9 protein-coding genes are annotated in these 13,669 nt (G+C 70.7%); 4 read left to right on the top strand and 5 right to left on the bottom strand.

All coding sequences use genetic code 11. From position 1 onward, the window contains the following. Positions 1-197: 197 nt before the first annotated feature. From TA90_RS10770 to glpA, 3 genes are read right to left on the bottom strand one after another with little or no spacing between them, the layout of a single operon-like run. On the bottom strand, positions 198-1,436 hold the full coding sequence (locus TA90_RS10770; RefSeq protein WP_052450782.1) for an anaerobic glycerol-3-phosphate dehydrogenase subunit C: 1,239 nt from the start codon (positions 1,434-1,436) through the stop codon (positions 198-200). Beyond that, positions 1,436-2,683, bottom strand: a complete 1,248-nt coding sequence (gene glpB, locus TA90_RS10765; RefSeq protein WP_043536358.1) for a glycerol-3-phosphate dehydrogenase subunit GlpB — start codon at positions 2,681-2,683, stop codon at positions 1,436-1,438. The genes TA90_RS10770 and glpB overlap by 1 nt, the downstream gene beginning before the upstream one ends. After that, positions 2,680-4,266: an anaerobic glycerol-3-phosphate dehydrogenase subunit GlpA gene (glpA, locus tag TA90_RS10760; RefSeq protein WP_043536363.1), complete on the bottom strand. Its 1,587-nt coding sequence runs from the start codon at positions 4,264-4,266 to the stop codon at positions 2,680-2,682. The genes glpB and glpA overlap by 4 nt, the downstream gene beginning before the upstream one ends. Before the next feature lie 465 nt (positions 4,267-4,731). Between glpA and TA90_RS10755 the strand changes: the two genes are divergently transcribed. The 4 genes from TA90_RS10755 (at position 4,732) to aspA (ending at position 9,954) form a co-directional block, all read left to right on the top strand. Next, a complete protein-coding gene (locus TA90_RS10755; protein WP_043536356.1) occupies positions 4,732-5,172 on the top strand; it encodes a hypothetical protein in 441 nt (146 codons plus the stop codon). Positions 5,173-5,368: 196 nt separating this feature from the next. Then, positions 5,369-7,309 (top strand): cation:proton antiporter, encoded by a 1,941-nt coding sequence (locus TA90_RS10750; protein WP_052450781.1) that lies wholly within the window; start codon positions 5,369-5,371, stop codon positions 7,307-7,309. A gap of 10 nt (positions 7,310-7,319) precedes the next feature. Then, positions 7,320-8,216, top strand: coding sequence for an SDR family oxidoreductase (locus TA90_RS10745; RefSeq protein ID WP_043536355.1), 897 nt, complete (start codon positions 7,320-7,322; stop codon positions 8,214-8,216). Positions 8,217-8,508: 292 nt separating this feature from the next. Then, positions 8,509-9,954, top strand: a complete 1,446-nt coding sequence (aspA, locus tag TA90_RS10740) for an aspartate ammonia-lyase (protein WP_043536353.1) — start codon at positions 8,509-8,511, stop codon at positions 9,952-9,954. Between the two features lie 42 nt (positions 9,955-9,996). Here the strand turns inward: aspA and TA90_RS10735 are convergent, their stop codons facing one another. Together TA90_RS10735 and TA90_RS10730 are read right to left on the bottom strand one after the other, a co-directional pair. After that, complete coding sequence (locus TA90_RS10735; protein ID WP_043536352.1) at positions 9,997-11,220, bottom strand: GNAT family N-acetyltransferase; 1,224 nt, start codon at positions 11,218-11,220, stop codon at positions 9,997-9,999. A gap of 191 nt (positions 11,221-11,411) precedes the next feature. Beyond that, complete coding sequence (locus tag TA90_RS10730; RefSeq protein ID WP_043536350.1) at positions 11,412-13,589, bottom strand: YhgE/Pip domain-containing protein; 2,178 nt, start codon at positions 13,587-13,589, stop codon at positions 11,412-11,414. Positions 13,590-13,669: the final 80 nt, after the last annotated feature.

Raw genomic sequence — 13,669 nt, 5'->3', positions numbered from 1 at the left:
CCGAACGGTGGACTTCCCACCGAGTGGTGGGGGTACAGGGCCACCGTTCGGTGGGAAGTCCACCACTCAGCGCGAAGTACGCCACTCAGTGCCAGGTTCACCACCCAGTGGGAAGCCGTGTGTGCCGGACCACCTCCGGCAGGCATCCCTGTGCCGGGACACCCTGCCCGGGCCCAGCCCGGGCAGGGGCCGTCAGCTCAGCTCAGTCCGTAGGCCTTGTGCAGCAGCCAGATCGGGTGGACGACGTTCGCTCCGGTGGAGGTCCGCAGCTGCCAGCGGCAGGTCTCCGTGTCACAGGCCGCCAGCTCCGGGTTGACCCGCTCGATGAAGTCGAAGACGGGCTTGCCCACCGCCTGGGCGACGTCGTACTTCTCCTTCTTGAGGCCGTAGGTGCCGGCGATGCCGCAGCAGGGCTGGTCCGACTCCACGACCTTCACACCCGGGATGAGCTCCATGAGGTGGATGGCCGGCATCCCGATGCCGGTGCTCTTGAGCTGGCAGGGGGCGTGGTACGGGATCGTCACGTCGAAACGCTCGAAGTCCTCGTCCAACTCCCCCTTGTCGTGGAGGTCCAGGAGGAACTCGCAGATGTCCCACATGCGGGTGGACACGTCGTGGAGTTCGGGGGTGTCCATCTGGAGGATCTCCTCGGCCTCGTGCTTGAGCATGCCGGCGCAGGACCCGGAGGCGCTGATGATCGGGGCGTCCCGGTTGACGCTGCGCAGCTGCTCGGTGAGCTTCGAGACGTACTTGCGGGAGTCGTCGTAGAGACCGTTGGACTGCAGGGCCAGGCCGCAGCACCCGTGCTTGGGCACCAGTACCTCGTAGCCGAGGTGCTCGAGGATCTGCACGGAGTGGATGGAGGTCTCGACCTCGAAGTACTCCCCCGCGCACCCGTGGAAGAAGATGACCTGACCCTTCGTGCCCGACTCCGGTTGGGGTGTGTGGTGCTTGAACCAGTGGTCGAAGGTGTGGGGCTGGGCCTTGGGCATCGGCGCGTTGCGGTGGATGCCGATGACCTTCTCCACCGCGTAGCGGATCGGCTTCTGGTCGAGTGCCCAGTTCGCGACGGGGGCGAAGGGGGTCATCACCATGCCCATGAGGGTGGTTCGGGAGATCAGCTTGTCCCTCAGCGGGATGCCCTCCTGCTCCTTCATGGCGGTGCGCGCATGGTGGTTGATCTCCGCGACCTTGACCCCCTGCGGGCACACCAGGGTGCAGGTCCCGCAGGAGGAGCAGTAGTCGATGGAGTGGTCCACGGAGAGCTTGCCGTCACGGAAGCGTTCCCCCTGGGGGCCGACGAACTTCGGCCCCGGGAAGAGGGGCGTGACCCGGGCGACCGGGCACTGGGTCTCGCAGATCGTGCACTTGACGCAGGCGTCCAGGCTGGAACGCAGCCCGAAGGACTCCAGGTCGAGGATCGTCTCGTTGCTCATCACTTGCTCCCGAGGATCGAATCGGCTGCGCGCAGGGCGCTGACCAGGGCGATGGCGTCGCCGGACTTCTCCCGCCACCGCGTGGCACCGGCGAGCAGTCCGCCCACGGCGTGCAGGTTGTCGAGGACGGGAGCCCCGTCCTCGTCGAGGGGACGCATGGCGTCGTCGACGGCCACGCCCACCCGGAAGAGGGGTTGTTCGGTGCCCCAGTAGTCGGCGTGCACCAGCTCTCCGCCGGTGCCCACCAGTGGGAGGCCGAAGGTGGTCTCGGTCACCGTCCCGTAGGAGTCCATGGCCAGAGCGCCGGACTCAAAACCACCGGTGGCCAGGACGAACTCGTCCGCGCGCAGCTGGCGGTGGTGGCCGGCGGACTTGATGGTCACCGACACGACGTGTCCGTCCTCGGCCTCGTAGCCGAGCACCCTCGACCCCACGATGAGGCGCGAGCGCGACTTGACCAGACGCGTGAGGCGCTCGTTGAGGCGCATCCCCGGCACGGAGGGCGGGGGCAGCGGCACCTCGAACACGTCGTGCCCGAGACGCGCGGCGATGTCGCGCCAGGCGTCCGTGTCCTCGACACCGAGCACTGCCGGGAACCCGACGGTGTCGCCGTCCTCGAGCAGCGGTGCCACCAGCGCGCACAGGTGCTGGCGGACCTCGGGACGGTCGAGGGCGCGGGCGAAGTTCAATCCGCTGGTGTCTGCCTCGCCCTCGCGGACCTCCAGGTCCACGTGGACGGCGCGCGCCCTGATCGGCTCACCCGAGGGCGTGGTCTGGCGCGCGAGGTTCGCGGCCACCAGGTCCGGGTAGAAGTCCTTGAGGCGCCGCAGACCGACGAACACGTAGCTGCGCCCGTCGGTGGGCTCGCTGGCCACCATGGACGGCTGGGCCAGGGCCGTCGGACGCAGGGCGCCGACCGCGGTGGGGAGACGGAAGTTCCGCTGTCCGTCCCCGACCAGGAGTCCCTCCCCCACCGTGCTCCCCAGCCACGCGAGGGCGTCCCCCACCTCTGTTCCCGGGAAGTGCCCGTAGGGGTGGTCCGGGTGCTCGGAGCGGTAGGCGTCCACGGCGGCAAGGGGCTCTGCCACGGGCGCGGGGGTGTACCCCAGCACGTCCACGGTGCCCTGGCCCAGCTGCAGGCCACCGATCCCCTTCGTCACGAGGGCGACCTCGCGACCCTGCTCCTGGAGCCGGACGGCGGCGGCCAGGCCGGCCAGTCCTGCCCCGATGACGACGACGTCACTCATCGCACGACCTCCTCGGCGGGCTCGGGCAGGTGCTCGAGGTCGAGCGTGCCCTCGTAGATCCAGTTGTCCAGGGCGCACTGGCGCACCTGTTCACCGAACAGGATGGGCCACAACCCGATCCAGCGGTTCTTCATGAACAGTCGCAGCAGGCCGGTGGCACGCGCGGCGTCGATGTCGCCGCGCTCATGGGCGATGCCGGTGGCGCGCGAGGCGCAGAACCCGCCCTGGCAGGGGCCCATGCCGAGGCGCACCTGGCGACGCACGTCGTCGAGGGTGAATTCCCCCAGCCCGTCCATGACCTTCTCCAGCATGGACCGGGTGACGAGCTCGCACTCGCAGATGATCTGCTGGCCACCGGGGGCCTTCGTCTCGGTCTCGACGTCGTGGAGGCGGTGACCGAGGGTGTAGAGGTGGTGGTCCTCGGACCCCGGGACGGGTTCGTCGGCGGTGTGGCACTCGCGCTGCTCGCCCATCTGCTCGCACATCTGGTCCACGATGCGCTCGGCCATGAGCCGGTAGGTGGTGAGCTTGCCGCCCGCGATCGTCAGCAGACCCTTGACCCCGTCGCGTTCCTCGTGGTCGACGACGTGCATGCCGCGGGCCATGTGGCGGGTGTCGGAGGCCGACACCCGGCTGTCGCGCACCAGCGGGCGGGCACCGGCCCAGGCGTGCAGGGCGCGGGCGTGGCGGAACCCGGGGATCATGTGCTCCCCCGAGTCGAACATCTGCTGGACCTGCGCGCGCGGGATCGGCAGGTGGTCCGGGTCGTCGGTCTTCTGATCCGTGGTGCCGATGATGCACACCGGGTGGACGGGGACCAGGATGTCGCCGTCGGCGGGGTAGATGCACCGGTTGAGCACCGACTGGGTGAGCCGGTGGTTCATCGCGATCATGATGCCCGCACCGGGGACCACGTCGACCCCGTGGCACTCGGCCATGGCCGCGATCTTCCCGGCCCAGGGACCGCCGCAGTTCAGCACGAAGGAGCACTCGATGCGGACGTCCTCCCCCGCGCGCTCGTCGTGGGCGACCACGGCGCGGACCTGGCCGTCACCGTGCTCGATCGCGGTCACGCGGTGGTAGGTGAGGATCTTGGCACCGTAGGCCTCGGCGGAGCGCACCGCGCCCCACACCAGTTGCCAGCCGTCCACCGTGCCGTCCTGGACGGCGAAGGCACGCTTGGTGCCGGGGTTCAGACGCGGCTCACGACGCAGGGCCTCGGCCACCGAGATCTCCTCGACGGGGACCTTGGCGGCCCGGCAGGCGGCCACGTAGCCGTCGGCGAACTCCTCGGAGTCCACGGGGGTGGTGACGAACATGCCGCCCGTGTCCTCCACCGCCCCTGCCTGGATCCTGCGCAGGATCGCGTTCTCCTGGGCGCACTCGGTGGCCGACTCCGGGTCGGAGACCACGTACCTGCCCCCTGAGTGGAGGAGGCCGTGGAAGCGGCCCGTCGTGCCCTGCCCGAGGTCCGCCCGGTCCACCAGGACCGTCCGGTACCCCCTCATCGCCGCGTCGCGGACCACACCGGCGCCGGTCGAACCGCCTCCGATGACCACGACGTCCGTCTGGATCGTCTTCACCACGTGTTCCTTCCCGTCCTGCACTGCGGCCGCGATGCCGCCGAGCACCGGCGCCCGGGTCGAGGTCCCTGGTCTGGACGCTCGGGCACCCGCCACCTGCACCGGTATTGCCTACATGTTCAGCCTACGGACCTGCGCGATACAAATTGCCCACACCGCGTGCACAAACGTGCATCTCGATGACGTGAGAGCGAAGTTTGCCCCACCCGTGACCAATGGCCCAGGCGGACGGGCCCCCTGAGGACGACCCCGGACCGGCGCGCGGGGTGCTCCCCCGCCCTCGGCGGCCAGGCCCGTCACCGCCGCACCGGACGTCGCTGCCGCGCCCTCCGACTGCCACGCCCTCCGACTGCAACGCCCGCGGGTCCGGGATAGCGTGGGGTCCGCGCACGTCCGTCGTGCACCCCGACGAGGACGGTACACCGCCCACCCCGGCGCCTGACCCCGCAGGAGGGTGTCCCGACCATGGTCGACCGCCTCGTGATCCCGGTCCTGCGAGTCCTCCTGTGGGTGCTGGTGGTGCTCGGAGCGGGCCTGACCGTGACCTCGCTGCTGATGGAGACCGGCCAGGACGTCTCCTATCCCGAGATGACGAGGGCCATCGTCTTCCTCCTCTTCCTCGTACCCACGGCCGCCGCTGTCCTCGGCCTCGTCCTCCTGCGCGCATGGCGGATCTCCCGCAGGCGCGCGGCCAGTGCCGTCGGTCCCCCGGGCCCGCCTCCGGCCCCGTCCGACCCCTCGCACTTCGACCCCGACACGGTCTGGTCCGGAGGTGTGCCCTCCGGACGCCCCACGACCCCGCCGCCCGTCCTCCACACCCCCTCACACCCCGAGACCTTCGCGCCCACGCCCCGACCGACACAGGACGACGGCGGGGCAGTGCCCGCCGACCCGCCGACGCGCTGACCTGCCGACGCGCTGGCCCGCCCCACGCACTGACCGACGTGCGGGCCACAGGTCAGCACGGCGCGGAGCAGCACGGCGCGGGTCAGCGGACCGGCAGACCGCGTGGCGGCGGACACACCGGGCGGGGCGGGCCCTTCGCGGGATACGGTGTCCGGGGAAGTGACGCGCACGGGCAGCGCGCACGGGAGGGAGTGCCGTGGACGCAGCGGACGCTGAGGTCACCTCGGTCGCCCTCGTCGTCGTCCTGGCCGTCCTCGCCATCGTCCTCGTCCACCGCCTCGCCCCGAAGGTCGGCGTGGCCACCCCCCTCCTGCTGGTGCTCCTCGGAGTCGGTGTCTCCTTCGTGCCGGCGGTCCCCGCCATCACCGTCGAGCCCGAGTGGATCCTGGCGGGGGTCCTGCCTCCCCTCCTCTACGCGACGGCGGTCAGCCTGCCCTCCATGGACTTCCGTCGGGACTTCACGGCCATCGGGGGACTGTCCGTGTTCCTCGTGCTCATCAGCTCACTCGTGCTCGGCGTCGTCTTCGCCGCCGTCATCCCCGGCATCAGCCTGTCCATCGGCATCGCCCTGGGAGCCATCCTCAGCCCGACCGACGCCGTGGCCACCTCCATCGTGCGCAGGCTGGGTGTCTCCCCGCGCATCGTCACGGTGCTGGAGGGTGAGAGCCTCCTCAACGACGCGACCTCGCTGGTCCTCATGCGCTCCGCGATCGCCGCCACGGCCGCGACGGTGCCCCTGTGGCAGGTGGGGGGCAGCTTCCTCTACGCCGTGGCGGTCGCCGTCGTGTTCGGCGTGGCCATCGGGAAGGGCGGGCTCCTGCTGCGTGGGTGGCTGGCGAACCCGGTGCTCTCCACCGCCGTCTCCTTCGCGGTGCCCTTCCTGGCGTTCCTCCCCACCGAGGCGCTGGGTGCCTCCGGACTGGTGGCCGTGGCCACTGCCGGACTGGTCACGGGCAACGGGGCTCCCACCCACCTGAGCCCCCTCGACCGCCGGTCCGAGGCCTCCAACTGGCGCACGGTCGAGCTCCTCCTCGAGGGCGCGGTGTTCCTCGTCATGGGCCTCGAGCTCTTCGGCCTGGTCACCGAGGTCCGCAAGGAGCACGAGAGCCTCTGGATGGCCCTGGGCATCGCCACGCTGGCCGTGGCCCTCATCCTCGTGCTCCGCGCGCTGTTCCTGGTGCCGCTGCTGGCCTGGCTGAACCGGCGCATGCGCCGTGGTCAGGAACTGCGCGACGCCTACCGCGAGCTGCGCTCACACTTCGCGCCCTCGCCCACCGCTCGTGGGGACCGCAGAGGCCCCGGGGCACGACCCGGCGTCCCCGACCCGGCGGTGCCCGGGGGCCGGCCGACGACCCCACCGCGCACTGCCGCACCGCGTGGCCCCTCCCTGGTGGACCTCAGCTCCCTCCCGGAGCCGACTGCGTGGAAGCTGAAGCGGCGCTTCAGGCTCGCGGTGACCCAGCACACGGCCCCGCCCAGGGAACGGATCGCCAGGTGGCACCGCCGCCTCTCGCGGCACTCCGCCGACATCGACTACTTCACCGCCGAGCCCCTGGGTGCCCGCGAGGGGACCCTCCTCGTGTGGGCCGGGATGCGGGGCGTGGTGACGCTGGCGGCCGCCCAGTCCCTTCCCGCCGGGATTCCCCAGCGCGCGCTCCTCGTGCTCGTCGCCTTCGGTGTCGCGGCAGGGACCCTGCTGGTCCAGGGCTCCACGCTCCCCGCACTCGCGCGGGCCCTGGGCCTGGCCGGGGACACCGCACCTCCGGTCTCCGACCGGATCGCGCTGCGGGCCTCACTGGACGGGGCCGCACTGGCCGCCCTCGACGACCCTGCCCTGCGCCGCCGTGACGGCAACCCGTACGATCCCGGCGTCCTCCACCGTGCCCATGTGGACGTCGACCGGATGCGCCTGTCACGCGCCGAGTCCGCCGCCACCACACCGGACATCTTCGCCCAGTACCGGGAGCTGCGGCTCCTCGCCATCCAGGCGCAGCGTCGCGCCCTCGCAGCCGCGCGCGCCTCACGGAGCTACTCCTCGCGTACCCTGCGGTACGCCCTGAGCCTCCTCGACTCCGAACAGATCGAGATCCAGGCCAGGCGCGGACCCGCCACCCCCTCCGATGACGAGGACGACTGAGAGGCCCAACATGAGCCGGCACACCACCCAGCTCCCCCTCGCGGGCCACACCGCCCTCGTCACCGGGGTCTCCCGGAGGCGGGGCATCGGCCACGCGGTGGCCGCGGCACTCCTGGACATGGGCGCGAGCGTCTTCGTGCACCACTTCGCGCGCCACGACCACGACCAGCGCTGGGGAGCGGATGACCTCGACGCACTCCTGGAGGGGCTCGGGGAGAGGGTGGCACCGGGGGCGCGACTCGGAGAGGCCGACGCCGACCTCTCCGACGCGGGGACGGTCGAGCCCCTGCTCTCGGCGGCGCGCTCCCTGACCGGCTCACTCGACATCCTCGTCTGCAACCACGCACTCAGCGGCCACGACGGGTCGATCCTGGACATGGACGCCGCCCGGCTGGATGCCCACTGGGACACCAACTCCCGCTCGACGCTGCTGCTGACGGCGGGTTTCGCACGTGGTCTCGCCGGGGGGCGGCAGTGCCCGGCGCTGCCCGGGGAGCGGACGCCCCGCCCGGACGCCGGCGCCGGGGCGGGGGCAGCACGCGTCCCGCTGGGAAAGGTGTTCTGGATGACCTCCGGCCAGGTCCACTCCCCCATGCGCGGTGAGGTCGCGTATGCGGCCTCCAAGGCGGCACTGGCAGGGGTGACCCGCACCGTCGCCGCTGAACTCCTCGATCTCGGGATCGTGCTCAACACCATCGACCCGGGCCCCGTCAACACCGGGTACCTGGACCCTGCGACCACCGACCGCGGTGCGGAGCAGGTGGCGGAGCTCCTCGCCGCCACCCCCTTCGGACGGTTCGGGGACCCCTCCGACCCGGCCCACCTCATCGCCTGGTTGGCGAGCGACGAGGGGTCATGGGTGGTGGGCCAGGTGCTGACCTCCGACGGCGGCTTCTCGACGGTGTGACCGGGACGGACGCGGATGCTCCCGTGGGGACCGCCGTCCACTGCGATCCACCGCCGTCCAGCGCCGTCCAGCGCCGTCCACCGCGATCCGCTGCGTGGCCCCTCGCGTGGTGGGCGGACCTGCGGGTACCGTCGGAGGGCGGTGGGCGCCCGCCGGGGTGCCGGCAGTGGTCCGGCACCCGGAAGTGCCCCCGGAGCGGCAGCAGGACCGTGTGCCGGGGCCAGAGGGACGAGGGCGTCCCGGTCCGTCCGCACGGCGGGTTGTGGGGCGGGAGCCCCGGAGAGGTGGAGCGATGAGGACCAGGACAGAGGAGGACCTGCTGGGCAGGCGGGAGGTGCCCGCCGACGCGTACTACGGGGTGCACACCGTGCGCGCCGTGGAGAACTTCCGGATCTCGGGGCACACGATCTCCGGGGAACCCGAGCTCGTGCGTGGCATGGTCATGGTCAAGAAGGCCGCCGCACTGGCCAACAAGGAGCTCGGGGTGCTCCCCTTCGACGTCGCCGACGCGATCGTGGCCGCCTGCGACGAGATCCTCGAGCACGGGAGGTGCATGGACCAGTTCCCCGTCGACGTCTTCCAGGGCGGTGCCGGGACCTCGGTCAACATGAACACGAACGAGGTCGTGGCCAACCTGGCCCTCGAGCTCGCCGGGTTCGACAAGGGGCGCTACGACGTCATCCACCCCAACGACGACGTGAACAAGTCCCAGTCCACCAATGACGCCTACCCCACCGGGTTCCGCCTGGCCGTCGACGTCCGCATCGACGCCCTCATCGACGAGGTGCGTGCGCTCGTGACGGCCTTCCACGCGAAGGGCGAGGAGTTCGAGGGCGTCCTCAAGATGGGACGCACGCAGCTCCAGGACGCCGTCCCCATGAGCCTGGGCCAGGAGTTCCACGGCTGGGCCACCAACATGGAGGAGGAGGTCACCCGCCTCCACAACGCCCAGGGACTGCTCCTGGAGGTCAACCTGGGCGCCACCGCCATCGGCACGCGCCTTAACACCCCCGACGGCTATGCGCACGTGGCGTGCGAGAAGCTCGCGGAGGTCTCCGGGCTGCCGATCAGGTCGGCCGAGGACCTCGTCGAGGCGACCTCCGACAACGGCGCCTACATCGCAGCACACTCCGCGGTCAAGCGCGTCGCGATGAAGGTCTCCAAGATCTGCAACGACCTGCGTCTGCTGTCCTCCGGGCCGCGCGCCGGGCTCAAGGAGATCAACCTGCCCGAGATGCAGGCCGGGTCCTCGATCATGCCCGCCAAGGTCAACCCTGTCATTCCCGAGGTCGTCAACCAGGTGTGCTTCAAGGTCATGGGCAACGACGTGACGGTGACGGCCGCCGCGGAGGCCGGTCAGCTGCAGCTCAACGTCATGGAACCGGGTCTGGCCCAGGCGATGTTCGAGTCCCTCAACCTGTTGACCAACGCCGTGGCGACCCTGCGGGAGAAGTGTGTCGTCGGCATCACGGCCAATGAACAGCGCTGCCGGGAATACGTCATGAACTCCATCGGGATCGTCACCCTGTTCAACGACATCATCGGCCACCACATGGGCGACTCCGTGGGCAAGGAGGCGGCGCGCACGGGCAAGTCGGTGCGCGCGGTCCTCCTCGAACGCCACCTGCTCACCGAGGAGCAGATCGACGCGATCCTCACCCCGGAGAACCTCCTGCACCCCCGCTACACCGGGCGACGCTACGGACCGGAGGACCGGGGCCTGCCGGCGCGGGGGTGAGGTGGGCCGTCCACCGACGAGGGCGACCCCGCCCACGCAGCCTCAGAAGTGCGACATGAAGCCGGCACGCCCCACGGGTGCGAACAGGGCATCCATGACCTCCAGCTCACCCTCGCCCGCCCCGCTGATCATCTGCGCCCCGGCGAGGTCGGAGGCCGTGGCGGACCCGAACGCCAGCGCCGAGAGCGCCTGGACCGTGAGGCGAACAGGTGTGGGGATGTCAGGACCAGCCGGAGCTGACTCCGGACCCGCAAGTCTCGTGACCTGCACGCCCTCGGGTGCCGTGACGACCCGGTAGGCACCCGAGGCGTGTCCGAGCTCGTCCTCGACGGCGAATGCGACCTGGAGGTGCGCCCCGCGCGCCGCGACCGTGTACGGCCTCGCGTCCAGCACCTGGACCGGGTCGAGGACACGTGCCCACAGCGCATCGGACACGGAGGTCGTGCGCATGCTCCGCTGGTCGACGAGTGCCAGGGGGAGGAGGGAGTCCTCCGGGACCGTCGGTGCCACGATCTCCTTGATGAGTTCCACCCGGTTGAGGTGGTCCCACAGGGCGAGTTCCGCCGCGGGCGTGGCCGCCACGAGTTCCCGGACCTTGAGCGCCGGGGATCCCTCGATCTCGAAGGTCACGTACCCGTCCAGGTTGTCGGTGTCGTCGATGTGGACGGCCGCGACGAACTTGCCGTCCACCCTGTCGGCCTTCGGGTCGTGGTAGAGGTCCTCGTAGTACCCCTCGTAGCGAGTCGTCGAGCCGCGCATCCGCCGGTGGTACCGGTCGAAGACCTGGGGCATCCGCGGCAGGAGCCAGCCCATGGTCACGACCTCGACGCGACCCGTGGTGGGAGTGCGCAGTGAGAACCCGGGTCCCGGGGACACGGTCACCCTCGACTCACGCACAACCGTCTGGAAGCCGTAGCGTCCGTAGAGCTGGGCATTGCTCGCCGTGAGGAGCGCCAGGGGGACATCACGTGCTGCGAGCTGGGCGAGATTGAGCGTCATCATCGCTCTGAGGAGCCCCCGACGCTTGTGGGTCGGTCGGACGGTCACACCGGTGATCAACCCCGCCGGAACCATCTGTCCCGCGCCGAGGTTCGCCAGCCCGTCGAAGACGGAGAACGTTCCCACGGGGCGGTCCTCGAGCGCCGGATCCGGGCTGGTGGTGTCCGCCCTGACCTCGGTCAGCAGCGCGCCGGAGCGCTGTGCTGCCGAGGCGATCCTGCGCAGCCCCGCCTCGGAGGGGTCGTGGTCATGGAATCCGGCAGACACGGCCTGGCACCAGGCTCGTGTCCTCGCATCGGGCTCCGTGGCTGCGGAACCGCTTCCAGGGGCCGCCTCCGGGCTCGGCGGTCGAGGATCCCGGTTCGGGACCAGGCGCGGGGTGAACTGTCGGATCTCTGGGAACGTTGCGGGCACTCGCCGATGGTACCGGGCGGGCTGGGCCCGGCCGAGCCCCTCCACTACATCAGCTTCGTGGACTCCAGTGCCGCGGCCAGGTTGCGGTTGAAGGAGATCAGCGGCTTGCGCACCACCAGGCCCAGCAGGAGCGCGGGCAGGATGAACAGCGCGAGCGTACCGATCGAGTGCCAGTAGTCGGCGTGGTAGATCCCCGCGATCGCGGCGGTGAAGGCCCGCACCGAGTACGTGGCCGGCAGGAAGATGCTGATGCGCTGGAACCACTCGGGGAGGAGCTGGAGGGGGTAGGCGCCCCCCGAGGTGGAGATCTGCACGACCAGCAGGAGCACGCACAGTGCCTTGCCGGCGTTGCCGAAGGCGACGACCGCCGTGTACACGGTGAGGGTGAACACCAGTGAGGTCATCCATCCCGTCAGCATGTAGAGCAACGGGTGCACCGACTGGACCTGCACGAACACCAGGTTCCCGAGACACACCAGGGTGCTCTGCACGAACCCGATGAGCCCGAAGATCCCGTAGCGCCCGAGGTACTTCTGGTGCGGTGCGAGGTCGGGCCCGTCGGGGAGGGTGTCGCGGTGGACGCCGACCTGGATGGACACGGACATCAGCAGCGCGCCCACCCACAGGGCCAGCATCGTGTACAGGGGCGCCATGGCGCTGCCGAAGTTCGCCACCGGGAAGACGGCCACCCGGTTGAGACCCACGGGCGCGGCCAGGGAGGCGGCCACGGAGGACGGGTCCTCCCCGAGGACGCCCTGCAGCGCGGAGAGGTCACCGGTGTCCGCCGCCTCCGCCAGGGCCGTGCCGAGCCTGTCGAAGGTCTCGGCGGCGGCGTCCAGGTCGGTGGAGACGGACGTCGTGACCGTCTGGGCGTGCGCGAGCTGGACGGCCAGCGAGTCCGAGGCGCCCGTGAGGCCCGACGCTGCCCGGTCCAGGTCCGTGCCGACGTCCCCCGCGGCGGAACGGGCGGCGGCGAGGGCGACACCGAGTTGGTCGAGCTGCCCCCTGAGGTCCGTGTCGTACACGTCGTGCAGCTTGTCGACTGCGGCCTTCGCCTCGGCGATGGTCCTCGCCAGCTCCCGGTGGGTGGCCTGCGCACCGGAGTTCTCCGAGGAGAGCTTCCCGGCCGCCTGGTCGAGGGCGTCCTGGACGTCCTCCTGGTGGGAGATGGCGAGGTCGAGGGCGTCCAGTGCCGGGTCGAGGGCGCCGTCCGGGAGGTTCGGGGCCACGTCCTGCTCGAGCCGTGTCCTGAGCCCCTCGTAGGCGTCGATCTGGGCCTGCACCTGCTCCGACATCCCGTTGAGGACGTCCACCCCGTCGGTGGTCTGCTGGTCGGCGGCGGCGAAGACCGCGTCCACCTTGTCAGCCAGGTCCGCCCACCCCTGGGAGCTCACCTCCAGTGCCGCCGAGACTCCCGCGGTGGCGGAGTCGAGGGTCGACTTCAGTGAGCCGGCTGCGTCCAGTCCGGAACCGATCGCCCCGGTGGCGTCGTCCAGCGTCTGCCCGGTGGCCTCGACCAGCCGGGTCGAGCTCCCCAGGAGTGTCCTGCTGGAGGCGATGAGCGTGGAGAACGTGTCGGCCGTCGTGGCGGCGGAACGCAGTTGGGCGGAGGTCTGGCCGACGTGGGACTCGAGTCGGGCGAGGAGGACCTTGGTCTGGTCACTGGAGAGGTGGTCCGACAGCGAGGACAGGATGTTCACCCCGATCTCGCTGAGTGTCTGCGAGAAGACCCTGTTGATGCCGGCGGACACGCGGTCGGCGCCCTGACCGGTGATCTTGGGGGCCAGCGCGTTCTTCTTCTCGTTGGTGTAGTAGGTGATGTCGGTGCGGGTGGCTCCCGGGGCGTAGAAGGTCAGCATGTCCTTGCTGAACTCGGGCGGCAGGACGATCGCCGCGTAGTACTCGCCGGACTTCGTGCCGTCGACGGCGTCCTCCTCGGTGGTGACGACCCAGTGGAAGTCCTCGTTGGCCCGCAGGTCGGACACGACCTGGTCACCGATGTTGAGCCGGACGGGGATGAGGTCGCTCTGGTATCCCTCGTCGGTGTTCGCGACCGCCACCGTGAGCTCGTCGACGTTCGCGAACGGGTCCCAGCTGGCGATGACGTTGAACCAGGTGAAGAGCGAGGGCAGGACGGACAGGCCCACCACCACGATGATGGCCATGGTGTTGCTCGTGGCCCGCGCGACGTCGCGTCGCACGAGCATCCAGATCCCCCTCATCCCTCCCCACCTCCCGCAGTGGAGTCCTCGGCCGCGTCGCGCTCCGGGGAGGTGTCGGCGCCGGACGCGCTCCCCCCGGA

The sequence above is a fragment of the Actinomyces polynesiensis genome, from assembly GCF_000820725.1.
Classification (GTDB): Bacteria; Actinomycetota; Actinomycetes; order Actinomycetales; family Actinomycetaceae; genus Pauljensenia; species Pauljensenia polynesiensis.
Note: the sequence above shows the minus strand (reverse complement) of the source record. Positions and strands in the feature narration are given on the sequence as shown.